Raw genomic sequence first — 24358 nt, 5'->3', positions numbered from 1 at the left:
GGAATCTTACTCCGCCTTTTCCGGAACCGGCATTCCCGCCAGCAGCCGGTCGAACCACTGGCGCACGTCGCGGACGATCGGCATGAGCCGCATGGAGAGCACCAGGTGGTCGTCGTTCTCGAGGATGCCGATGCGACTGCCGTGTGGTGCCTGCGCGAAGAGCCGGCGGCTGTTGTCGGGCGAGAGCCAGCGGTCCTTGGCGCCGTGGAAGAACAACTCCGGCGCCTTCACCCGCGGCATCGCGGCGAGCACGTCGCCATCCGCCCAGGCGAAATCGCCCTGCTTCTCCGCGCGCGCCACGGCGGCGGCGAAGGTCGCATCGCTGATCTTCGCGGCCTCGTTCGGAGCGACGCCATGGGCGAACTCCACGACGGCATCTCGGGCGTTGCTGAACGGCTCCAGCGCCACGACCGCCGCGACCCGCGGATCGCGCGCGGCGAGCAGCAACCCCGTGCTCGCGCCGTAGGAGACGCCGAGCACGCCGAGCCGGCCGGCGAGCAGCCCGCGACGATCGAGGTCGTCGAGGACCTGCACGAGGTCCTTCGCCTCGAAGGCACCGTAGGCGATCGAATCGCCGGTCGAACGCCCATGCCCGCGCAGGTCGACCAGCACGGTGCGATAGCCGAACTCCGCCAGCACAAGCGCCCAGTGCAGCATGTTTTCCTTGGCGTCGCGGTAGCCGTGGAGGACGAGGACGGTGCCTTTGGGGGCGGCGGCCGGCTGGGGCGGAAGCGTCCAGTCGAGCTTCGGCGCGAGCCGCTTCCGGCCCTGGTCGTTTTGCTTCACCTCGACGTTGTAGCGGAAAGCGTAGTTGCCGGGTTCGAGCACCGCGACGGCCAACTCGGCCGCGGGCAGTCCGACTTTCACGCGCCAGGATTGCGAATAAAGCGCGTCGACGCGCTCGGCGTAGTCGGCGTCCCGCACGACGCGCGGCGGGTGCTCCTTGTTGGGCGCGCTCACGGCCAGATTAGCCAGGATACCGCTCACGCAGCCGCTGAGCGTCAGCATCGCAGCAGCAAGGAGGAAGCACACGAACGTGAGGTAGCGAGGGGAGTAGCGCATGCGCTCAGCGGGTCTGGAGATGATCGCAGAACCAAGCGGTAACGAGCGGTCCGACCTCGTCGAGACGCAGTCCGATGGTGAAATGGTTGTCGTCCGCGAGCACCTCACGACGACTGCCGGGCGGCGCGACGCGGAAGAGGGCTTCGCTGTGCTCCGGCACGATCATCGTGTCGCGTCCGCCGTGGACAAACAGCACGGGCACACGCAATCGGCGCGTCGCCGCGAGCACGTCGACGGCGCTCCAGTCGAATCCAGCCAGACGGGCCGCGCGCTCCTCGGCGGCCTGAAAATCTGCGTCGGAAAATCCATCCATCAACTTTGGCGCGGCGACGCGCGTGAACTCCCGGATCGCCCGGCGGGCGTCGCTGAAGGGTGCCAACGCCACGACCGTGGCCACCCGCGGATCGGCAGCCGCCCATTGGAGCGCCACCGACGCGCCGTAGGAGAGGCCGAGCACGCCAACGCGACCGACGATCAGGCCTCGGTGATCGAGTTCATCGATCACGCGGCGCAGATCGTCCACTTCCCATGCGCCGTAGCCAATCCACTTGCCGGTCGAACGCCCGTGTCCGCGCAAATCGACCAGGATGACCCGATAGCCCGCCTCCGCCAGGGCGAGGCCCCACGGCGCCAGCATCGTCTCCTTGCTCATCATGATGCCGTGCAAGAGCACGACTGTGGCCTTGGGCGTGAGCAGAGCATGACCATTCGTGACATCCCACTTAGCGCGAACGCGGAGAGTGGCCGGTTCGTCCTTTTGCGCGAGCGTGTGCTCGACTTTAAAACCGAACCTGTAGTCGGCTGGCTCGAGGACCATCACTTCGATTTGCGCGCGGGGTTGCGCCGCAGGCACCTGCAGAACCCGCACCAGGCGCTTCTCCGTCATGGCGCGGATCAGGCCTTCGCCTTCGCGCAGCGCCTGGCTCATCAACGCGGGTGTATGGCGGTTGGGCGCCTCCACCAGCCGCTTGGCTAGCATGCCGCTGACGCAGCCACTGAGAGCCAACGCCGCGCCGAGGAGTAAAACAATCCGGGCGGCGCGGCGAAGGTGCATGGGCTCAGGCTTGGCCCAAATGCGCCTCGAACTTCGCCGCGTCTTCGGCGGTGTCCACGCCGATGGTCGGGTCTTCGGTGACGTCGATCGCGATCGGGTATCCGTTTTCGAGGACGCGGAGCTGCTCGAGCTTCTCGATCTGCTCCAGTTTGCCCGGCGCCATGCGGACGAATTTTTCCAGAAACTCGCCGTGATAGGCGTAGAGGCCGAGGTGCTTGTAGCAGCCGTTGGCGGCCAGCCAGGCGTCGTCGACCTTGCCGGCGAGGTCGCGGGCGTAGGGCATCGGGGAGCGCGAGAAGTAGAGCGCACGGTTCGCGGCCGGCGCGCGGACGACCTTCACTTGGTTGGGGTTGTAGAAATCCTCGGCCTTCTTGAAGGGCGTGCAGAGCGTCGCCATCGGGGCGTCGCCTTGGATGAGCTTTTGGAGCGCGCGGATCTGGCCGCCGGAGACGAGCGGCTCGTCGGCTTGGACGTTGATGACGTAGCTGGCGCGCACGGTGCGGTTGGCCTCAGCGAGGCGGTCGGTGCCGCTGGGGTGGCGCGCATCGGTCAAAATTGCCCGAAACCCGGCATTTTCCATGCAGTCGGCGAGCAGCGGATGATCCACGGCAAACCACAATGGAAGATCGGGCGCCTCGGCCGTGATCCGCTCGGCCACCCAGAGCACAAGCGGCTTGCCTTTAATGACATGCAGCAGCTTGCGCGGGAAGCGGGTGGACTCCAACCGACAGGGCACGATGAGCGCGAACGCGGGCATAATCGGGAATCTGGTTGCAAGCCGGAGGCGGAGCGGCTTTTTCGGAACCCTTTATTTTGAGCCGATAACTACCTGCAATGGAAAAGAGTGACACCAATACCGCCGCCACCCACGTGAGGGAGCTCCTTGTCGAAAACAAGATGGGCATCCACGCGCGTCCGGCCGCGATGATCGTGCGCGTCACCAACAAGTTCAAAGCCGACGTCTTCGTGGAGAAGGACGACGAGCAGGTGAACGGCAAGAGCATCATGGGCCTCATGATGCTGGCCGCCGCCAAGGGCTCGAAAATCAAGTTCGTGGCCACCGGCGAGGACGCCGAAGCCATGCTCAACGAGCTCGGTGCGCTCTTCGCCAAGAAGTTCGACGAGGCCTGAGTGGGCCTTGCGGCGCGAAGACGCCAAGGAGCGAGCAACACGTGCCAAGTAGGGCCAGTCGAAGACCGGCCTTTTTGTTTGCGGATGGTCGCTGGCGTCCCGACGGCGACACGATCGAGGCACAGACATTCGCCCGCTTCTTGTCGCCGGGACGGCGGCGACCACCTCAAGGCCTGCACGCCTCAAATCCCGAAAAACCGCCGCGCGTTCGCCGTCGATCGCACCGCAAGCTCGTCGACCGTCACGCCGAACACGCCGGCCGCGAACTCCGCCGTGTGTCTCAGGTAGGCCGGCTCGTTTGGCTTCCCGCGGTGCGGCATAGGCGTCAGATACGGCGCATCCGTCTCGAGCATGAAGCGCTCGAGGCCTTGCGCCTTGGCGGCCGCGCGGATGTTTTCCGCCGTCTTGTAGGTCAGGATGCCCGTGAACGACCCGATGCCGCCGCGGCGGTTCAGCTCGGCGATCTCAGCCGTCCCCTCGGTGAAGCAGTGGAAAACCACCTTCGCCCAGTCGATGCCGCTCGCATCGATCATCTCGACGCATTCGCGGAACGCCCCGCGCGAATGGACGACGACCGGGCAGTCCAGTTTCTTCGCCAGCCCCAGCCCCGCGCGAAATGCCGCCTGTTGCGTGGCGAACACCCGCTCGGCCGCCGCCGCGTCGTCCTTGGGCAGGTGAAAGCGATCCAAGCCGATCTCGCCCAGCGCGACCGGGCGCGGCCCATTTTGTCCGGACCAAAACGCCTCCAACGTGGCGAAACGCTCCGCCCAGCGCTCGTCCACGCTGCACGGATGAATGCCGGCGGAGTAGTAGACGAATCCTGCCCGCACCGCCGCGATTTCGCGGTAAAGGCCCCAGTCGTCCGCATCGGTCCCGATCGTGATCATCGCTTCCAGGCCGGCGGCGCGGGCGCGGTCTAGGATCGGCGCCAGCTCGCCGCGGCGGGCGAAGCTTTCGAGGTGCGTGTGGGTATCGATCAGGCCCATCGCGCGAATTGAATGTCCGGAAAAGCGAGAGGCCAGCGCTTTCGCGCTGGCCTCATGCACACACACCTGGCGTTAGGCCGGTGAAATTCAGTTGGCGCGGATCTTGATGTCGCCACCGCTCGAGCGGAGCTTCAGGCGCGGACCGCCGCCGTTGACGGCGCCTGCGAGCCGGCTTTTGCCCATGCCGCCCTTTTCGATCGTCAGCGTGAGACCGTCCGCGTCGACGTCGCCCCCCGAGGTGCTGGCGTCGAGCTGGAAGCCGGTGCCTTTCTTGACGTGCACGACGACCTGGCCGCCGGAAGTGTGCAGCTCGGTGTCCTGTTTGATCGGACCCGTGATCGTCGCGTGGATGTCGCCGCCGGAAGTGCTGGCGCTGATCAATTCCTCGACCGACTCGAGCTTGATGTTGCCGCCGGACGTGGTGACGGAGGTCGGACCGCCCGCGCGACCGACGAAAATGTCGCCGCCGGACGTGTGCAGATTGGCCTTCGCGGTGCCCTCTTCGAGCTGGATGTTGCCGCCGGAGGTGTGTCCGTCCACGGAGCCGTCGATCTTCGCGAACTTCAGGTCGCCGCCGCTGGTGCGGGCCTTGACCGTGCCCTTGATGCTGCCGACCTCGATGTCGCCGCCCGAGGTGCGCAGGTCGAGGTTGAACTCGCGGGGGACGGTGACCGTGTAGGAAACACTGACCTTCGATCCGACGCCGAACCAATTGGTGGCCTTCTTCTCGTAGCGTGACTCGGCGATGACGCTGTTCCCCTGTTGTTCGAGGCGGAAAACCATCTCGGCCAACAGCGCGTCCGCTTCCTTGTCGCTGTCCACGCGGAACGTCTGCTTGGCCACGACGTGCACTTCAGCCACGTCGCCGCTCGTCACCTTGATGTCGCCGCCCTGCGTGAGGCCCGAAAAATCGCCGCCGGGCTGCACGGCGAAGGTCTTTTCCACGGTGCGGACGATCTTGGCGTCGACGGCGGCCGGAGCGGCGAGCATCGCGCTCACGGTGAGCAGGCAAAGCAGGGATTTCATGGTTGTGCCTCTGAATACCCGCCGGCGCCGCCGAAGTTACACGAATTTTCCGCTCAGTCCGGCGTCTGCAGCCGCACCTTCATCCGCGCCAATCGCCGCAACAGCCGCAGGTCGCCCCGAATCGGCCACCAATCGTAGAGATAAATCTCCAGCGGCCGCCACATCGCCACCCAGCCGACGATGTGCAAGCCCAGCTCGACAAACTCGCCCCACCGCGCCGGAAACATCGGTCGCAACAGCGCGCCCAGCGCGAAACACGCCGCAAGAAAAACCACGCCGATCAGCATGCTGGCCCGCCCGCGCCGCAACAGTTGCCGCAACTCCCGCTCCTTGATCGCCGCGCGGCTCGCGAAGTAGTGATGCACCGCCTCCTCGACCCCTGCCGCGCGCTCCGCGTCCGGCTTCTCCGCCAGATGAATCAGCAATTCCAGTTCGCCGTGCGGCGGATGCTCGCGCGCCCAGCTGACGATGAATTCCTCCGCATCCGCATCGAGATCGCGGTCGATGAACGGCGACGGATCGAGCGAGTTGAACAACTGCGCCAGCTCGCGGAGACGGACTTCGATGCGGGCGTGATCCACGCCCGCATCCAACGCCGTCCACGCGCTCGGCGCAATCCCCGTCGCGCCGGCTTACTTCGCGAACAGTTCCGCGAAGAACAGCTTCATGTGCTCCCACGAACGGCGCGCCGCCGGCTCGTTGTAGCGCACCGGGATGTTGTTCTTCTTCCCGAGTTCGTCGGCGCCGGGATTGCTGAACGCGTGCACCGCGCCGGCGTAGGCAACCCACTGCCAGTCGAACTTGCCGGCGTCGGCCGCCTTTTCCCACGCCGCGATTTCCTCGGGCTTGATGAAGAGGTCCGCCGCGCCGTGCAGCATGAGGATCTTCGCGTGGTTGCTCGCGCCGTCCCACGCCGCGATCGGCGAACCATGGAAACTCACGATGCCGGCCAGCGGCGCGCCGCTGTAGGCCAGCACCTGCGCCGCCGAACCGCCGAAGCAGAAGCCGATCGCCGCCACCTTGTCCGGCGCGACCTTGCCCGTCGCCAGCAGCTGGTCGAGCCCGGCGCGACCGCGCGCGGCCCACTTTTTCGCGTCGCCGTAGAATGGCTTCGCCAGCTCGCTCGCGCGGCTCGCCTCCGTGGTCGTCACGCCGGCGCCGTAGTAATCCACCGCGAACGCCACGTAGCCGAGCTCCGCGAGCTGCGTCGCGCGGCTCTTCGCGTAATCGTTCAGGCCCCACCACTCAGGCAACACGAGCACGCCCGGACGCGGCGTCATGACGGCGTCGTCATAGGCGAGGAAGCCTTCGAGCTTCACGCCGTCGTGTTCATACGGGACGGCTTGCGTGACGACCTTGGCGGTCAGGAGCGTGGAGGCGGCCAACACGGCCACGGTGGCGAGGAAGGTGCGGGAGTGCATGCGCGCACCGTAGCGAAGCCCGCCCGTTGCGCAACCGCGACCCCGCAACCGCACCTCAAACCGCCGGCGGCAGCCACCGCGCCAGACACGCGCGCAGCTGATCCTGCCGCACCGGCTTGGTCAGGAAATCGTTCATGCCCGCCGCGAGGCACGCTTCGCGATCCTCGGACCGCACGTTCGCGGTGAGCGCGACGACCGGCAGCGGCCGGCCCTCGAGTCGCTCGCGGATGAGCCGCGTCGCCTCCGTGCCATCCATCCCGGGCATCTGCATGTCCATCAGCACGAGCGCCCAGCCGCCTTCCGTGGCACGCGCGACGGCATCGGCGCCGTTGTCGACCAACACCGCCTCCACGCCAAGGCGGTGCAACATCAGCGCGATCACCTTCTGGTTGCCCCAATCGTCCTCCGCCACGAGCACGCGGCCGGCGAAGCGCATCGGCGCGGCTTCGCTCGCCGCCAGGGCCGGCACCACCGTCGCGCGATGGACCAGCGGCCAAGTGAGCTCGAAGGTGAACTCGCTGCCGCGCCCGTGCGTGCTCTCGACCTCGATCTCGCCGCCCATGCCGCGCACGAGGCTCTGCGAGATGGCCAGCCCGAGCCCCGAGCCGCCGTAGCGGCGGGTCATCGAGCTGTCGCCCTGCGTGAATTTCTCGAACAGCCGCGGCAACAGCGCCGCCTCGATGCCGATGCCGGTATCGCGCACGCGGAAACGCACCGCCGCGAATCCACCCTCGATCCTCGCGACCTCCAGCGCCACGGCGACCTGGCCGCGCTCGGTGAATTTCACGGCGTTGCCGATCAGGTTGAGCAGCACCTGCCGCAGACGCATCGCGTCGCCGCGCAGGCAGGCCGGCAACTGCGGATCGACCTCGAACTTGATCGCGAGGCCCTTGGCCCGGGCCCGCGTGCCGAACAACGCGACGACCTCCGCGGCCACCTCCCGCGGCGAGAACTCGATGTCCTCGAACTCGAGCTTGCCGCTCTCGATCTTGGAGAGGTCGAGGATGTCGTTGAGCAGGTGCAGCAGCGTGTCGGCGGACTTGTTGGCCACGTCGACGTGCTGCCGCTGGTCCGCATCGAGGCGCGACTCGCCCAGCAGCTGCAGCATGCCGAGGATGCCGTTCATCGGCGTGCGGATCTCGTGGCTCATCGTGGCGAGGAATTCGCTTTTCGCCTGGTTGGCCGCTTCGGCACGGCGCTTGGCCACGCTGAGGGTCGAGACGAGTTCGTCGTTCTCGAAGATGAGCCGGTAGAGTTTGGCCAGATCGGCGTGGTGCAGGTGCGCGGTGTTGATGAGGAACAGCGCGTAGGTGAACGTGATCGCCCCGAGCATCCACGAGCCGGGTTCGCTCGCCGTGCCGAACCGCACCACCGCCGGCCCGAGCGTGGTCGCGACGTAGAGCCAGTAGGCCGGCCGCACCGGCGCCAGCGACCGCGCGGCACCTGCGTTCATGCCCGCGATGATGAACGCCGCAAGACAGCGCGGCACGATGCCGTCCGCGACGATGAAAAACCAGCCGCCCACGCCCCACGCGACGCCGGCGCAGGCCAGCTCGACGACGAACGCCGTGCGCCACCGGCCGAGCTCCCCGTCGGCGCGCCCCTTGCGGGCGAAGGCGAGGTTCGTCGCCAAGCGCATGCACGACAGCGCGAAGATCACCGCCAGCCACGCGATCGTGATGTGCGGCGGAAAATAATTCCAGACACCTGCCGCCAGGATGGCCGCGAGCACGAAATTCGAAAACAGCCCGAAGCCCGCCGAGCGATACAGCATCCGCGTGAGCTCGGCCTCCACTCGAAACTCGATCGTGCGCGCCGCCTCGAGCGACGTCAGGCTGTGGTGCTCTCCCGCCATGTCCTGCAAGAACACTTTTCGCCGGAAACGGCGGCAAGGGAATATGCCTAAGCTCTATCCCCTACCCCAAAGTCCGAGGTAATCCTACGCACGCCGGCGCAGTTCCACGACGTCGCCGGATTTGAGCTCGTGATCCTCCAGGCCGGCCCGCACGCGGCGCAGGTCCGCCGCGATGCGCTTGCTGCCGCGAAAAATCGTCGCCGCCTCATACGCGGCCCCGAGTTGGCCGCCCTGCGTCGTCGAGTAGAGCCGCATTCCTTCCTGCCACGGCAGCTCGGTCACCGTGCCGGAACTCGCGTCGACCGCCACGACCATGCCGGTGCGCGCCAGCTTCGCGGCCGACTCCATCGACAGTGACGCGACGTCGCCCGAGGAAGTCACCGCCGACGACACCACCTTGCCGGTCGTCGTCACGGTGGCGACGGTCACCTTGCCCGCCGTCTTCACGGTGGCCGCCGTCACGGTCGCGACCGCGACGCCGGTGGCGACCACCACGGAGCAACCGCTCAACGCCAGCGCGGCCCACGCCAGCAAGACGAGGCCCGCCGCTCCCCGTCTCACGCCGAGAGTCCGCCGCCGATGTATTGCCGGAGCGATTCCGCCTCGGCGCGGTGCGAGTTCGCGACCCAGCGCGACACGTCGCCGATGGAAATGAGACCGAGAATATTGCCGTCCTTCACCACGGGCATGTGACGGCAGCGTTTCTCCGAGAACGTGTCCATCATCTGCTGCATGGTCGTCTCCGGCGCGATGGTCAGGACGTTGGCGGTCATCACGCGCGAGATCGGCGTGGATTTCGGATCGAGGTCGGCGGCGACGACGCGCGTGAGCACGTCGCGCTCGGTGAAGATGCCGGCGAGGCGCGGGCCGTCCATGACGAGCACCGAGCCGATCTTGTGGCGGTTCATCTCTTTCACTGCGTCAGATACCGAAACCGTGCTGGCCACCGAGCGAACCGCCGCGCCCTTGTGTTCCAGCAAAGTCGCAATCGAGGTATTCATGCGTTTTGGGGTGGGGTTGCGCGGCAAGCTACCGGCCGGCGGCGCACCGGCAATCTCAAAGCCACGACACGCCGTCCGCAGTGCATCTCGCTCTTCCGAGCATGCCCACTCCCCTGGGAGTATCCGCCCGCGATCTCGCGCCATGCGCCCCAAAGCATCGCGCGCGGCGCCCAGTCGCTCGCCGCGGAACATTACGTAATACGTAATGAACGCCGCTGCACCCCTACGCCGCCAGCGGCTCAGCGCGGCAAGTTTCCCAGCGCCCCGAAACTCTTGAGCACCGTCTTGCCTTTCGCGGGCAACGGGACCGCCACCTTCGGCTTCTCCGGCGCCGCGGCGAAAGCCGGCGCGGGCTCGCCGTCCTTGCCGGCCGCGAGATCGCGCAACGCCTTTTCCAATCGCACCGCCGAAACCGGCTCCGCCGTCCCGAGCTCCTGCGCGAACAGGCTCACGCGGAACTCCTCCACCAGCCAGCGGAACTCCCCTGCCCGGTCGCCGAGCCGCGCCAAGGCCTGCACGAACGGCTGCAACTCCCGCGCGCGCGACGCGTCCTTGGCCGGGTCGCGCTTCCAACGCTCCGCGCGCGCCTGCATGCCCTTCAGGTAGCGCGGCAGCTCCTTCACGCGCGCGAACGGCGTGCGGCGCAGGAAGTCCGGCGGCAGCAGCGCGCCGAGATCGTTTTCCAGGCCCGGATACGGCGTCTTGTGCGTCTGCAGCGCGAGCCGCAGCGTCAGCGTCTCGCGCAGCCAGTCCACGAGCTTCGGCACGAGCCCGCGCAAATCCGCCTTCGCGTCGCCGCAGGCGCGCTCGAAATCCGCCGTCGTCAGGTAGGGCGCGGCGTCCTCGCCGAGCCTCCCCGCAGGCAGCGAACTCGCCCGCGCCCGCCCGATCCTCGCGCCCTCGGTCACCCAGCGCCGGATCGACTCGAGCGCGTCGGCCTGCAATTTTTCCAGCGGCGCCAGCGTCACCGCCAGCGTGCCGATCGCGCGCAAGTCGCGCAGGTCCTTCTCGAGCCAGCCGAGCTCGTAGCGCAGCGCCGTCTCGAGCAACCTCCGCATGCCGCCGTGCGTCGCCGCGCGCGCCTCCTCGGGCGTGGCGAACAACCGCACCGCCACACCGGCGTCGCTCGCCTGCAAACCCGGATAAGCCAGCACCGGCACGCCGGCCTGCTCGCTGACCACCACCGCCGCGGGCAGGTCGCCGAACTTCCAGCTGTCCGCCGGCGGTTTCTCCCACTTCTCCCGGGCCGCGCGCCAAGCGGAGTTGTCGGCCTTCGCCGCGCGCTGGCTGACCTCGCGCTGCTTCGTGCCGAGCTGCGCCTGCAATTCCGCCAGGTCGCGGCTCGCCCCGAGCACCGCGCCGCGACGGTCCAAAACCTCGACGCGCACGCGCAGGTGATCGGGCAGCGTTTTCGCATCCCACCCGCGCGGATCGATGCGCACGCCGAGGCGCTGCGTCAGCACCTCGGCCAGCGCCTGCGCGAGCGTGGGCTGCGGCGAACGCGCGGCGATGAGCTGGATTTCGCCGGCGATTTTCTGCGCGGTCTCGGCGAGCGGGATGAGCGTGCGGCGCTGCTCCTTCGGGAGCGCCTTCAGCATCAGCTCGATCTTCTCGCGCACATGCCCGGGCACCGCCCAATCGAGTGTCGCGGGCGAAAGGTCGGCGGCCTCGTCGAGATTCACGCGGAGCGTCACGCCGTCGTCGTCCTGCCCGGGCTTGTAGGCGTAGTTGAGCGGCAGTGCGCGGTTCTCGAGCGGGAGCTGCTCCGGAAACGCGCCGTGGTCGTGCGTCTCCTCGACCTGCGGCTTCAGGTCGTCCTCGCCGAGAAAGAGGAACTTCGGCTCGGTCGTCTGCCGGTGCCGCACGTGATCGACGAGCTCGGGCACGCTCGAGATGCCTTGGTAAGGCGGGGGCGTTGGACCCGCCGCTTCGGCCAGGTTCGTCGGCGCGCCCGGCGGTCGCACCCGGCCTGCCAAGCTCTCCGGCATCAATCGCCGCGCGTAGAAGCGATACAGCGCCTCGTCGAGGTTCATGTAACCCGCCGCGCGCAGGCGCGTGAGCACGCTCTCGGTTTGCTCGCGCACGCGGCGGTTGTGCGCGATGAAGTCGAGCGGGAACGTCACCGTGTCGCCGACGAGTCCCTCGCGAATGAAAATCTCCGTCGCGTGCCGTGGATCGATTTTGCCGTAGCCGACCGAGCGCGTGTCGAGCTCGAGGTTGTAGAGGCGGCGGCGCTCCTTCACGAGCACACGGCCGCTCTCGATGCTCCAAAACGGTTCGCTGTGCGCCACGCGCAGCAAATGCGCGCCGAGATCGAGCGCCCAGGTCGGATCGATGCGCGCACAGGTGCGGGCGTAGACGCGGCCGGTCTCCATGATTTCCGACGCCATGAGCCAGCGCGCGACCTTCGGCTTCGGGGGTCCTTCCTTGCGCGGCGCGACGACTTTTTCGCGCTGCGGTTTCTCGAAAAGCGACGAACCGGGGAACACCGCGACCTTGCGATCGTGCGCGGCGTGATACGTGCCGTCGTCGAGCCGCGTGGCGATGTTGCCGAGCAAGCCGGCGAGAATGGAGCGATGGATCGCGCGGTAGCCCGGCGTGCCGGGCACGAGATCGCGCACCGACTCGGGCGTCGCCACCGCCTTGCGCCGCGCGGCGCGGCCGCTATCGCGCGGATCGGCGCCGGTGCCGTCGAAGACCGACGTGTCCTCGAAACCTTCGCCGCCTTCGATCGTGTCGATGAGTTGCGCATGCACGTCGCGCCACTCGCGCATGCGCATGAACGACAGGAAATGCGCCGTGCAGAATTTCCGCAGCTTTCCGAGCGTCATCGTCTCGAAGTCGTCGTGATACGCCTCCCAGATCGAGAGCAGCGTGAGAAAATCCGAGTCGGGATGCGTGAAGCGCCGGTGCGCCGCGTCGGCTTTTTGCTGCGCATCGAGCGGACGCTCGCGCGGGTCCTGAATGCTCAACGCGGCGGCGATGATGAGCGCCTCGGCCAGGCATTTCTCCTCGCGCGCCTGGAGCACCATGCGGCCGACCGTCGGGTCGACCGGCAAGTGCGCGAGGTCGCGGCCGAGGTCGGTGAGCACGCCGGAATCGTCGATCGCGCCGAGTTCGTGGAGCAGCGCGTAGCCCGCGCGAATGCCCTTCGCCGGCGGCGCGTTGAGGAAGGGGAATTCCTCGATGTCGCCGAGGCCGAAGGCCTTCATGCGCAGGATGACGTCCGCGAGATTGCTGCGCTGGATTTCCGGCTGTGCGAAACGCGGGCGCTCGTTGAAATCCTGTTCCGAGTAGAGACGGATGCAGACGCCGTTGCTGACGCGGCCGCAGCGGCCCTTGCGCTGGTCGGCACTGCTCTGCGCCACCGGCTCGACCGGCAGGCGGCGCGTGCGGCTTTGCGGCACGTAGCGGCTGATGCGCGCGAGACCGGTGTCGATGACGAAGCGGATGCCGGGAATCGTCAGCGACGTCTCCGCGATGTTTGTCGCGACGACGATCTTGCGCTTCTGCGTGGGCGCGAAGACGCGTTGCTGCTCGGCATTGGTCAGGCGACCGAAGAGCGGCACGATCTCGATGGCGCGCGTGCGGCGGCCTTCGAGTTGGTCGGTGACTTCGCGGATGTCGCGCTCGGTCGGCAGGAACACGAGGATGTCGCCGTCCGCGCTCTCGCGCAGCACGCGCTCGACCGCCTCGACCGCACCGTCGATGTAGGTGAACTCGTCGTTGCGATCGGGCTGATGGGGCGGGATCGCCGGGCCCGCCGCTTCGCGTCCGTCCTTCGGTGCGCCCAATTCCTCCAGCGGCGCGTAAATCACCTCCACCGGATACGTGCGCCCGGAAACCTCGACGATCGGCGCGCCGTCGAACGCGTCGGAAAACGCCTGCGTGTCGATCGTCGCGGAGGTGATGACGATTTTCAGATCGGGCCGGCGCAGACGCAGCCGGCGAAGGTGGCCGAGGATGAAATCGATGTTGAGCGAACGCTCGTGCGCCTCGTCGACGATGATGGCGTCGTATTCGCGCAACTCGGGGTCGCCCTGCAGCTCGGCGAGCAGCATGCCGTCGGTCATGAACTTCACGACCGTCTGCGCCGACGTCTGGTCGGCGAAGCGGATCTTGCAGCCGACCTCCTTGCCCCAATCGACGTTCAGCTCCTCCGCCACGCGACGCGACACCGACGCGGCCGCCACGCGGCGCGGTTGCGTGCACGCGATCTTGCCGCGCGTGCCGCCGCCGGCGGCGAGCACCATCTTGGGAATCTGCGTCGTCTTGCCCGAACCGGTCTCGCCCGCGAGCACGATGACTTGGTGTTTCAGCAGCAGGCCGATGATTTCGTCCGCGCGCGCGCTGATCGGCAGTTCCGGCGGGAACTCGATGCGAAAACTCGGTTGAGGACGTGGCGGCGGCATGCGCGAACAGACAGAGTGAAAGCGCGAACGTTGCCGCGTCGAGGCATGAAAAATCGGCTCCCGGCCGCCCGCCGGACCAATATCGCGCTTGGCAGGCACGACGGCGCCGCCCATCGATGACGGTCCGCATGTCCCGCGTCACACCGCCGCTCCTACCCGAACAACGCCTCGAAAAGGTGCTGGGCGTCGCGCGCGCGGACGCGCTCGGCGTGCTGGTCTGCGCCGGCGCGAGTCTCCTCGTCAGCGGCACGCAGCAGGATTGGATCATGTGCGGCTTCTCGCTCCTCGCCCTCGTCGCGGGCGGCATGGAATGGCACGGGCATCAGCGCCTGCGCGACCGCGATCTCGGCGGGCTGCAATGGCTGCTCGGTGCGCAAGGCTGCCTCTACACCGTGATCGCCGGCTATGTGCTGTGGCGACTGCAGCATTTCAACGCTGTGACGTATTGGGCGGAGCTGCCGGCCGAGGCGCGCGACCAGATCGACGCGCAGCTGAAGCAGAGCGGCCTCGACGTCGAAACGGACCGCGTGCTCCTGCTGCGCACGATGAACTTTCTCGTCTGCACCGTGCTCATCTTCGTGAGCACGCTCTATCAGGGCGGACTCGCGTGGTTCTACCGCCGCCACCGCGCCGCGATCTCCGAGGCGCTGAACGGCCGTTGAGCGCGCCGCCGAAAGTGTCACCTATTAGGTGACAATGCGGCCGGCCGACGAGCCGGGCTAAAACCCCCTCGACGCCCGCGTCATACTGCGGTTCACTCGCCGCCCCATGAGCAAGGCTGCGTTCTTCCCCCAAGACATCATCATCAAGAAGCGCGACGGCGCCGCGCTGACCAAAGACGAGATCGAATTCTTCGCCGCCGGCGTCGTGAACGGCCAGTTCGCCGACTACCAGGCCACGGCGCTGTTGATGGCCATTTTCCTTCGCGGCATGACGCCCCAGGAAACCGCGTGGCTGACCGACGCCATGATGCGCTCCGGCGACGTGATCGATCTCCGCGATTTCCCCGCCGCCAAGGTCGACAAGCACTCCACCGGCGGCGTCGGCGACAAGGTCTCGCTCATCCTCGCCCCGCTCGCCGCCGCCTGCGGCGTGCTCGTGCCGATGATGTCCGGCCGCGGCCTCGGCCACACCGGCGGCACGCTCGACAAGCTCGAGGCGATCCCCGGCTTCCGCGTGCAGCTCGACGTGCCGGAATTCCGCGCCATCCTCCAAAAAGTCGGCATGGCCATGATCGGCCAGACGCCGAAAGTCGTGCCCGCCGACCGCAAACTCTACTCGTTGCGCGACGTCACGGGCACCGTCGAATGCATCCCGCTGATTTGCGCCAGCATCATGTCGAAGAAACTCGCCGAAGGCATCGACTCGCTCGTGCTCGACGTGAAGTTCGGCAAGGGCGCGTTCATGAAGAAAAAGGACGACGCGCTCGCGCTCGCCCGCGCGATGGTCGGCACCGGCAAGGCCGGCGGCAAACCCGTCCGCGCGCTCCTCACCGCGATGAACCAGCCGCTCGGTCGCTGCGCCGGCCACACGACGGAGGTCATCGAATCCGTCGAATGCCTCAAGGGCCGCGGCCCGGCCGACCTGATGGAAGTCACTTACGCGCTCACCGGCCACATGCTCATCCTCGCCGGTGTCGCGCAAAACGAGGCCGAGGCGCAGAAGAAAATGGAAGCCGCCATCGCCAACGGCAGCGCGCTCCAGAAATTCCGCGAGATGTGCATCGCCCAGGGCGGCGACCCGCGCGTCGTCGACGACTACACCATTCTCCCGACGGCGAAGCGCATCTATGCTGTCACTGCGCCGGCCGGCGCGAGCGGCTTCGTCAGCGAAGTCGACGCCCTCAAGTGCGGTCACGCCATCATGGCGCTCGGCGGCGGCCGCGCCGCGGTCACCGACAAGGTCGACCACGCCGTCGGCATCGCGGACCTGATCAAGATCGGCGAACCCGTCGCGCCCGGCACGCGCCTCTGCACCTTGCACGTGAACGACGACGAGAAAGCCGCCCGCGCCGAGGCGCTCATCCGCGAAGGCATCAAGTTCGCGGCCACCGCGCCGACGCAGGAGCCGCTGGTGCAGGACCTGATTTCCTGATTCGCCGCCGCCTGGGCTATTGCGACGGCGGCGCGTAGCGCGCGGCGAGGTCGGTCTTGCCCCAGGCGGCATACAGGCGTGCGAGGCGCTCGCGATTCGGGGCCGTCTCGTTTCCGCACGGCCCGGCGATGACCGGCAGTCCGCGTTCCGCCTCTTTCAACAAGGTCTCCGCCTCGGCGTAACGTCCGAGATCGGTCAGCGCCGAGCCGAGCAAGCTCTTGACCGCGCAGACGCGCCAACTGCCTTCGGGATAAGAGCGCCGCAAGAGCACCAAGGCGTCACGCAGCAGCGGTTCCGCCGCCGCGCCGGCGTGCCGCAAAACCTGCACGCGCCCGGCCTCGATTTTCAGATCCGGTTCGAGGATGCGGGCATCCTCGGCGTTCGCCTGCGCCATGCCCTGCGCTTCCCGCAGCAGCGCGTCCGCCTCGTCCAGACGCCCTTCACGCGAGCGCAGACCGGCGATCTGCCCCATCAGCCGCGCCGTGCGCCACTGGGAACCGAGGGCCTGACGGAGAATCGGCAGCGCTTCCGCATAGCGCCGATCCGCGGCGGCGAAGTCGCCCAACTCGCGCTCGGTCAGCGCGAGGCCGGCCAGCGACAAAGCAGTGTTCGGATGCGCGCCGCCCAATACGCGACGGGTGATTTCGTAGCCTCGCATCCCGTAGGCATGCGCCTCTGCGAGTTGGCCCTGATACCAAAGCGCCTGCGAGAGACAGAAGCAGGTAACCGCCACATCGTTTTCCTCGCCGCCGAACTTGCGATGAATCTCCAGCAAGGCGCGAAACGTTTCCGCCGCGGTCTCGAACTCGTCGAGTGCCAGCTGCACACGGCCGAGTTCGATCAGGATCAACGTGAGAGCTAGCGGGTCCGCGTTGGGAACGGCGCGATGGCGACTGAGTGCTTCGGTGAGATAGTCTTTCGCCGGGCCGAAATCCATTTCCTCCCGGGCGAGCACGCCCATCTGCACGAGAGCGTCGGTGTAGTTCTCGTCGCGCACGCCGGTGGCGAGCGCCTCGGTCAACGCGGCGCGCGCCTCCCGATGATTGCCCAGCCGGAGGTAGACGCGCCCGACCGCAGCGAGCACCTGGAGGCGCAGCGCCGGCTCGTCCGCCAGCTCGCGTTTCGCCTGTTCCACCGTGCTCGCAAACAATCCGGCCATCGGGTCGCCCTTGGTCGGCGCCCGGAACGGGTCGGGCGCGGCGAGCAGGCCGGTCAGCAGCCCGCTGACGCGCGCGGCGCGTTGCGCCGACAAGCGCGCGCGGTCGCGCTCGGCGGCGATACGATGGGCGTAGTATCCGGTGAGGGACCCGAGCACCGCGAAGCCAGCGAGCACCGCGAGCACCGCCGAGGTGTGCCGGCGCACGAACTTCGCGCAGCGGTAGGCCATCGTGGGGGCTTGCGCGCTCACCGGCTCGTCGCGCATGAAGTTCAGGATATCCCGGGCCAAATCCTCCGCGCTGTCGTAGCGGTGCGCCCGGTCGGTCTCGAGAGACTTGAGCACGATCTGGTCGAGATCGCCGTGCAGTTCGGCGGCGAGTTTCGCCGGCGAGAGGTTGCGGGCGGCGGCCAGGCGGAGGCGCGCCGCATCGCCGAGTGCGCGAAAGCGCTGCGAGGGCGGCACCGGTGCCGGACGCCGGAGCAGATGTTGCAGCGGCGCCGTGCTGCCGTCGGGCAGCGGTGGTGGATCGAACGGCGGCAACCCCACCAGCAATTCGTGGAGCACGGCCCCGAGGCTGAAGACGTCGCTGCGCGTATCGATGCCGCCGCTGGCGCCGTAGAGCTGCTCCGGACTCATGTAGGCCGGCGTGCCGACGAAGAGGTTGAGCCGGGTGAACGAAGTGGGCTCGACGCCGCGCCCGCCCGCGGCTTTGGCGATGCCGAAATCGATCACTTTCGCGACGAAATGCTGGCCGTCGCGGCTGACGAGCATGTTCGAGGGCTTCAGGTCGCGATGGATGATGCCCTTCTGGTGCGCGTGCTGCACCGCGCGGCAGACCTGCAGGAAAATCCCCAGCCGCGCGCGCAGACCGAGTCGCTCTTCGCGACAGAACGTCGTGATCGGCCGGCCGCTGACCAGCTCCATCACGAAATACGGCCGGCCCGACGGCGTCGCGCCACCGTCGAACACGCGCGCGATGTGCGGGTGGTCCATCAAGGCCAGCGCCTGCCGCTCCGCCTCAAAGCGTGCCACCACCGCCCGCGTGTCCATGCCCAGCTTGATGATTTTGAGCGCCACGCTGCGCCGCATCGGCTGTTCCTGCTCGGCCCGGTAGACGACGCCGAAGCCGCCTTCGCCGAGCTTCTCCTCCAACACGTAGGGTCCGATCCTCGTTCCGGGGCCCTCGCCGATTTCCACTTCGTCCCCACCCAGGAAGGTGCCGGCCGCATCGGCCGCCGCCAGCAGCGCTTCCACGCGCGCCCGCAGCGTGCCGTCCTCGCCGCACGTCTCCTCGACAAACGCGGCGCGTTGCGATCCCTGAAGTTCGCAGGCGATTCCGAAAATTTCGTGTTCGCGATTGCGCATGGTCGCAGAGCAACTTCAGGACTGGCGCGGAGCGAACGGCGTGGCGAGCTCCGGTTTGCCCATGCCTTGGTAAAGACGGACGAGGCGCTCGCGGGTGGCCTTGGTTTCCCCGCCGCGCGGGCCGGCGATGTCGGGCAGGATCGCGTGCGCAGCGAGGAGCAGCGGCTCGGCTTCGGCCCAGCGGCGCTGCTGGAGGAGCGCTTCGGCGAGCAGGCTTTGGGTCACGGCCAGGCGCCAACTCGCTGCCGGATACGCCTTCTCCTGTCGGGCCAGTGCGGCGCGCAGCAACGGCTCCGCGCCGCGACCGTCAGCCCGCTGGAGGAGCACGTGCGCGAGTTCGCATTCGGCTTGCGCGAGCAAGGTCGGATCGACGGCGGGAAGATCTCGCAGTTGCCCGACCGTGTCGCGGGCGGCCTGCTCCGCTTCATCGAGACGATTTTGCAGGCGCCAGACAACGCCGAGAAATCCGCCGGCCCGCACCGTTCGCCAGTGCCGCGGGCCAAGCACTCGACGGAGCCGCACCATCGCATCGCGCGCCATCTCCTCGGCACCTGCGAGATCGCCGGCGTCCGCGCAGACCCGCGCCAGGAAAACCTCGCTGGTGGAGAAATTCGGATGCTCCTTCCCCACCGTGCGCCCGAACATCTCGTGGCTCTGGCGCGCCAAGATCGCTGCGTTGTCCACGTGCCCGAGGAGCCACTCGACTTCGGCCACGTCGTCGAGGTTCGTGGCAACTTCGCGATGCTCGCTCCCGTAGGCGAGCCGGCGCAGGTGCAGTGCGCGCTGGTAGAGCGACTCGGCGCGTTCGAATTCGTCGACGGCGATGCAGGTGCGCCCGAGCTCCACCAAGGAGACCGCTTCGTCGTTGGGTCCCACTTCCGCGAGGAGTTGATGGCGCACGCGCACCGCTTCCTCGAGAAAGCGGCGCGCGGTCCCGAAGTCGGCACGCTCGCGATGGAGCACACCGAGGTCGTTCAAGGCTTGTCCGAAATAGGGCAAGGGATGTCCGACCTCGCGCCCAGCCGCCACCGCCTCTTCGAGCACGGCTTGCGCCGGCGTGTGCTGCCCGCGGCGCAAGAGCACGCGACCCACGGAACTGAGGATGTCGAGGCGTGCGGCTGGATCGGCCGCGAGATCGGTCCGCACCCGGGCCAGCAACTCGGCCTGCTCGTCCGGCTTCGGCACATGGTAGGGGTCGGAGGAGTCCAGCTGCGCGATGAGCAACGCGCTCACACCCTCCGCGCGCCGCGCGGCGTTTTTGGCGAGGTCGCGCTCCGCGGCGAGGCGGTAGGTGTAGAAACCGACGACCGCCCCGAGCGCGAGCAACGCCCCGCCGCTGATCGCCACGGCCAGCGCGTGGCGCCGCGTGAACTTGCCCGCGCGATACCTCAGCGTCGCCGGCCGCGCGCTCACCGGCTCGCAACACAGGAAGTTGTCCACGTCGCGCGCCAGATTCTCCACGCTGTCGTAGCGGCGGCTCCGCGCCGGCTCGAGGCATTTGAGCACGATCTGGTCGAGGTCGCCTTTGAGTTCCGCCACCAACCGCTCCGGAGCCAGCCCGCGCTCCGCCGCCGCCCGGCTCCGCGCCGCATCGCCCAGCGCGCGCAGCCGCTGCGAGGGTGCCTGCGGCTCCGTCCGTTTCAGCAGGTGCTGCATCGGCGGCGTGCTCCCGTCCCGTAGCGACCGCGGATCGAACGGCGGCGCTCCCGTCAACAATTCGTAGAGGACCGCGCCCAAACTGAACACGTCGCTGCGCGTGTCGATGTCGCCGGTCGCGCCGTCGAGCTGCTCGGGGCTCATGTAGTCGGGCGTGCCGACGAAGAGGTTGAGCCGCGTATACTGCGTGCGCGGGTCGCCGTCGGCGCGTGCGGCTTTCGCGATGCCGAAGTCGATCACCTTCGTGGTGAAGTGGTCGCCTTCGCGACCGACGAGCATGTTCGAGGGCTTCAGGTCGCGATGGATGATGCCTTTTTGATGCGCGTGCTGCACCGCGCGGCACACTTGCAGGAAAATCCCCAGGCGCGCGCGCAGGCCGAGTCGTTCTTCGCGGCAGAACGTCGTGATCGGCCGGCCGCTGACCAACTCCATCACGAAATACGGCCGGCCTGCCGGTGTCGCGCCGCCGTCGAACACGCGCGCGATGTTCGGGTGGTTCATCAGCGCGAGCGCCTGTCGCTCCGCCTCGAAACGCGCGACCACGGCCCGCGTGTCCATACCGAGCTTCAGGATCTTCAACGCCACGCTCCGGCGCATCGGCTGCTCCTGCTCGGCCCGGTAGACGACGCCGAAGCCGCCTTCGCCGATCTTCTCCGCGAGCACGTAGGGACCGATGCGCGTGCCGATCTGCTCGCCGACGTCCACTTCGTCGCCGCCCAGAAAATCGCCCGCCGACTCCGCGGCAGCCAGCAAACCCTCCACCCGCACCCTCAACACCTCGTCCCCGCCGCACGCCCCGGCCAAATACCCGCTCCGCTCGGCAGGCGGCAGGTCCAAGGCGGCGGCAAAGAGCTCTTTTTCCCGGCTGGGCATGGCGGCGCGTGGATCAGGAAATGGGTGGCAACGGGAGCACTGGGATACGCAACTTCGATCGCGCCGCGCAAGCCAAGTGCGACAACCTGCGCCTGCGCGGAACTCAGCTCAGGGTGAGGACGGACGGTAGAGTCGCGCCTTTTCCGTCTCCCCGGTCGCCTCATAGAGGCGGGCGAGGCGCTCGCGGGTGGCCTTGGTTTCCCAGCCGCGCGGACCGGCGATGTCAGGCAGGATCGCGTGCGCGGCGAGGAGCAGCGGCTCGGCTTCGGCCCAGCGGCGTTGCTGGAGGAGCGCTTCGGCGAGCAAGCTCTTCGTGCTCGCCACGCGCCAGCCTTCCGGCGGATAGCGGCGGCGCTGGATCTCGAGCGCGGAGCGGAGGAGCTTCTCGGCCTCGGCGGCCATGCCGCCGCGGAGCAGGAGCACGCGGGCCAGCTCGAGTTGAGTGACGGCGATGTGCGTCGGATTGTTGGTGGGGTCCTCGCTCATGATCGCGAGCGCGGTGCGCAACTCGCGTTCGGCGTCGTCGAGCCGCCCCTCGCGGCACCAGGTGGCGCCGAGGCGGCCGCGCGCGGAGGCGACGCGCCAGTCCTTCGGGCCGAGCAGACGCGTATCGAGGACGATGGCGTCGTTGAAGTATTTCTCCGCACTGGCGAAATCGCCCATGTCGAGGCGGACCCGGCCGATCGCCACGTAACTGGAGGCGATGTTCGGATGCTCCGCGGTGACGAGGCGCCGGAACATATCCGAGGCGAGGCGCAAATCGCGATCGGCCTCGGCGAGTTTGCCGAGATGCCATTCGACGTCGGCGATGTCGCCGAGGACGGTCGAAATCTGCCCGTGCTCCGCACCGTATTGCACGTGGCGCAATTCCAGCGCCCGGCGGAAGTTCACCTCGGCGTGTTCGACTTGCTCGAGCGCCATGTAGTTTCGCCCGAGCTCCATGTAGGTGTTGGCCAGGCTGTCGAGCCCGTCGACCGGGCCGAGTTCGTGGTCGACCTTCAGCGAGCGTTCGAGGCAGACAATGGCGCGCATGAAGTCGCCGCGTTCGCGGTAGATAATCGCCATATCCCCCAGCGCCCGGGCGAGTGCCGGCGTGGGCGCGGGCAGATCGCGCGAGGCCAGAAGGGCGCGCTGCAACAAGGTCTCGGCCTCGCTGCGCTTGCCGCCGCGCATGATGGTGCGCGCGGTGGTGCCGAGGATTTCGACCTGCATGGCCGGGTCGTCGGCAAAGTCGCGCTGCACGTTGGCGATGGCTTCGTCCCGCTCCTTCGGCCCGAAGATCTTCTGCGGATCGTTGGCGCCGAGTTGGAGCATGAGCAGCTCGCTCACGGCGGCGGAGCGCTTGCTGGCGCGCTGGGCGAGGTTGCGTTCGCGGGCGAGGCGGAAGGTGTAGAAACCGACGACGCCAGCGAGAACCAGGACCGCGGCGGAGGTCACCGCCACGGCCGCGGTGTTGCGGCGGACGAATTTGCGGCAGCGATAGCGCAATGTGGCCGGGCGCGCGGTGACCGGTTCGTCGCGCAGGTAATTTTCCACATCGCGCGCGAGGTCCTCGGCGCTGTCGTAGCGGCGGTTCCGGTCGGACTCGAGGCACTTGAGCACGATCTGATCGAGGTCGCCCTTCAGGTCGGCTGCGAGGCGCGCCGCGGTCTGGCCTCGTTCGGCGGCGCGGCGGTCGCGCTCGGTGACATCGAAGGCTCGGAGGCGTTGGGAAGGCGCGAGTGGATCGGGACGGCGGAGCAGGCGTTGCATCGGCGGGGTGCTCCCGTCCCAGTTCAGCCGCACATCGAACGGCGGCACACCGACGAGCAAATCGTAGAGGACGGCGCCCAAGGCGAACACGTCGCTGCGCGTGTCGACGTCGCCGGTCGCGCCGTCGAGCTGCTCGGGGCTCATGTAGTCGGGCGTGCCGACGAAGAGGTTGAGCCGCGTATACTGCGTGCGCGGGTCGCCGTCGGCGCGTGCGGCTTTCGCGATGCCGAAGTCGATCACCTTCGTGGTGAAGTGGTCGCCTTCGCGACCGACGAGCATGTTCGAGGGTTTCAGGTCGCGATGGATGATGCCTTTTTGATGCGCGTGCTGCACCGCGCGGCACACTTGCAGGAAAATCCCCAGGCGCGCGCGCAGGCCGAGACGTTCTTCGCGGCAGAACGTCGTGATCGGCCGGCCGCTGACCAACTCCATCACGAAATACGGCCGGCCCGCCGGTGTCGCGCCGCCGTCGAACACGCGCGCAATGTTCGGGTGGTTCATCAGCGCGAGCGCCTGTCGCTCCGCCTCGAAACGCGCGACCACCGCCCGCGTGTCCATGCCGAGCTTCAGGATCTTCAACGCCACGCTGCGGCGCATCGGCTGTTCCTGCTCCGCGCGGTAGACGACGCCGAAACCGCCTTCGCCGATCTTCTCCACGAGCACGTAGGGGCCGATGCGCGTGCCGATCTGCTCGCCGACGTCGGACTCGTCGCCGCCCAGAAAACCGCCGGCCGTGTCCGCGGCTTCGAGCAGGGACTCGACGCGGGCGCGCAGCGCGCGGTCGTCGTTGCAGGCATGCGCGAGGAAATCGGCGCGCGCGGCGGCCGGCAATTCCAGGGCTTCGTCGAAGATCTGCCGCTCGCGATTGAGCATTTTCAGGACGCGGGCGTTTCGACCGCCCGGATCCGCTCGAACAGCCAGGCGCGGGCGTAGGCCCACGTGCGCTTGGCGGTGCGTTCGGAGATGCCGAGCAGTTCGGCGGCTTGCGTGAAGGTGAATCCGCCGAAGAAGCGCAGGCGCACAAGCTCGGCGGCGTCGGGGTCGAGCGCGGCGAAGCGCTCGAGGGCGTCGTTGAGCGCGAGGACGCTTTCTTCGGTGGCGTCGGCGGCGACTTGGATGGCGTCGAGATCGACGCGCACGAGCTTGCCGCCGTGGCGGACGGCCGCCTTGCGGCGCGCGCGGTCGACGAGGATGTGCCGCATGGTTTCGGACGCGGAGGCGAAGAAGTGCCGGCGGTTTTCCCAGGTGCGGGTCGGATCGGCGAGGAGCTTGAGGAAGGCTTCGTGCACGAGCGCGGTGGGTTGCAAGGTCTGGCCGGCGGGTTGCTTGGCGAGCTTCAGGGCGGCAGCGTGGCGGAGCTCCTCATACATCAACGGCAGGAGCTGCGCCGCGCCTTGCGGGTCCTGCTCCTGCGCGGCGCGCAGCACGTGGGTGAAGTCAGACATTCGCCCTTGTAAATAGACTAGCCCCGTCCGCCATGCAAGGCGGGCGGGGCTAGCCGAAAGGCCGTC

Annotated in this window: 18 protein-coding genes; 3 read left to right on the top strand and 15 right to left on the bottom strand. The window is 68.0% G+C overall.

All coding sequences use genetic code 11. The annotated features are described in order from the left end of the window. Positions 1–6 precede the first annotated feature (6 nt). Genes KF715_14280 through kdsB form a run of 3 tightly spaced genes read right to left on the bottom strand, consistent with a single transcriptional unit; the run spans position 7 to position 2873 of the window. Positions 7–1062, bottom strand: coding sequence for an alpha/beta fold hydrolase (locus tag KF715_14280; GenBank protein ID MBX3737859.1), 1056 nt, complete (start codon positions 1060–1062; stop codon positions 7–9). Between the two features lie 4 nt (positions 1063–1066). After that, positions 1067–2116, bottom strand: a complete 1050-nt coding sequence (locus KF715_14275) for an alpha/beta fold hydrolase (GenBank protein ID MBX3737858.1) — start codon at positions 2114–2116, stop codon at positions 1067–1069. Between the two features lie 4 nt (positions 2117–2120). Beyond that, positions 2121–2873 carry a 3-deoxy-manno-octulosonate cytidylyltransferase gene (kdsB, locus tag KF715_14270; protein ID MBX3737857.1) on the bottom strand — a complete coding sequence of 251 codons (753 nt, stop codon included), beginning with the start codon at positions 2871–2873 and terminating at the stop codon, positions 2121–2123. 77 nt (positions 2874–2950) lie between these two features. Here kdsB and KF715_14265 point away from each other — a divergent pair, with 77 nt between their 5' ends. Beyond that, positions 2951–3247, top strand: a complete 297-nt coding sequence (locus KF715_14265) for an HPr family phosphocarrier protein (GenBank protein ID MBX3737856.1) — start codon at positions 2951–2953, stop codon at positions 3245–3247. Between the two features lie 182 nt (positions 3248–3429). On the opposite strand, the gene KF715_14260 is transcribed toward KF715_14265, so the two are convergent. From KF715_14260 to hrpA, 8 genes are all read right to left on the bottom strand, one after another. Continuing rightward, positions 3430–4233, bottom strand: coding sequence for a TatD family hydrolase (locus KF715_14260; GenBank protein ID MBX3737855.1), 804 nt, complete (start codon positions 4231–4233; stop codon positions 3430–3432). 87 nt (positions 4234–4320) lie between these two features. Beyond that, positions 4321–5259 carry a DUF4097 family beta strand repeat protein gene (locus tag KF715_14255; protein MBX3737854.1) on the bottom strand — a complete coding sequence of 313 codons (939 nt, stop codon included), beginning with the start codon at positions 5257–5259 and terminating at the stop codon, positions 4321–4323. A 53-nt stretch (positions 5260–5312) separates the two neighbouring features. Next, a complete protein-coding gene (locus KF715_14250) occupies positions 5313–5840 on the bottom strand; it encodes a hypothetical protein (protein ID MBX3737853.1) in 528 nt (175 codons plus the stop codon). A 51-nt stretch (positions 5841–5891) separates the two neighbouring features. Then, complete coding sequence (locus KF715_14245; GenBank protein MBX3737852.1) at positions 5892–6680, bottom strand: dienelactone hydrolase family protein; 789 nt, start codon at positions 6678–6680, stop codon at positions 5892–5894. A gap of 55 nt (positions 6681–6735) precedes the next feature. Continuing rightward, positions 6736–8550, bottom strand: coding sequence for a response regulator (locus KF715_14240; GenBank protein MBX3737851.1), 1815 nt, complete (start codon positions 8548–8550; stop codon positions 6736–6738). Positions 8551–8619: 69 nt separating this feature from the next. Then, positions 8620–9096, bottom strand: a complete 477-nt coding sequence (locus KF715_14235) for a hypothetical protein (protein MBX3737850.1) — start codon at positions 9094–9096, stop codon at positions 8620–8622. Next, a complete protein-coding gene (locus KF715_14230; GenBank protein ID MBX3737849.1) occupies positions 9093–9536 on the bottom strand; it encodes a CBS domain-containing protein in 444 nt (147 codons plus the stop codon). Before KF715_14230 ends, KF715_14235 begins: the two co-directional genes overlap by 4 nt. Positions 9537–9775: 239 nt before the next feature. Continuing rightward, positions 9776–13948 carry an ATP-dependent RNA helicase HrpA gene (hrpA, locus tag KF715_14225; protein MBX3737848.1) on the bottom strand — a complete coding sequence of 1391 codons (4173 nt, stop codon included), beginning with the start codon at positions 13946–13948 and terminating at the stop codon, positions 9776–9778. A gap of 128 nt (positions 13949–14076) precedes the next feature. Between hrpA and KF715_14220 the strand changes: the two genes are divergently transcribed. Both KF715_14220 and KF715_14215 read left to right on the top strand, forming a co-directional pair. Continuing rightward, positions 14077–14610 (top strand): hypothetical protein, encoded by a 534-nt coding sequence (locus KF715_14220; GenBank protein MBX3737847.1) that lies wholly within the window; start codon positions 14077–14079, stop codon positions 14608–14610. A 106-nt stretch (positions 14611–14716) separates the two neighbouring features. After that, on the top strand, positions 14717–16042 hold the full coding sequence (locus KF715_14215) for a thymidine phosphorylase (protein ID MBX3737846.1): 1326 nt from the start codon (positions 14717–14719) through the stop codon (positions 16040–16042). A 16-nt stretch (positions 16043–16058) separates the two neighbouring features. Here KF715_14215 and KF715_14210 read toward each other — a convergent pair whose 3' ends face one another. The 4 genes from KF715_14210 to KF715_14195 all read right to left on the bottom strand — a co-directional run bounded on the left by KF715_14210 (position 16059) and on the right by KF715_14195 (position 24292). Then, entirely contained in the window at positions 16059–18566 is a 2508-nt protein-coding gene (locus KF715_14210; protein MBX3737845.1) for a protein kinase, read from the bottom strand. A 15-nt stretch (positions 18567–18581) separates the two neighbouring features. Next, positions 18582–21095: a serine/threonine protein kinase gene (locus KF715_14205; protein ID MBX3737844.1), complete on the bottom strand. Its 2514-nt coding sequence runs from the start codon at positions 21093–21095 to the stop codon at positions 18582–18584. 108 nt (positions 21096–21203) lie between these two features. Then, positions 21204–23720: a serine/threonine protein kinase gene (locus KF715_14200; GenBank protein MBX3737843.1), complete on the bottom strand. Its 2517-nt coding sequence runs from the start codon at positions 23718–23720 to the stop codon at positions 21204–21206. Positions 23721–23722: 2 nt separating this feature from the next. Continuing rightward, positions 23723–24292, bottom strand: coding sequence for a sigma-70 family RNA polymerase sigma factor (locus KF715_14195; protein MBX3737842.1), 570 nt, complete (start codon positions 24290–24292; stop codon positions 23723–23725). Between the last annotated feature and the right edge of the window lie 66 nt (positions 24293–24358).

The organism is Candidatus Didemnitutus sp., from assembly GCA_019634575.1.
Classification (GTDB): domain Bacteria; phylum Verrucomicrobiota; class Verrucomicrobiia; order Opitutales; family Opitutaceae; genus Didemnitutus.
Note: the sequence above shows the minus strand (reverse complement) of the source record. Positions and strands in the feature narration are given on the sequence as shown.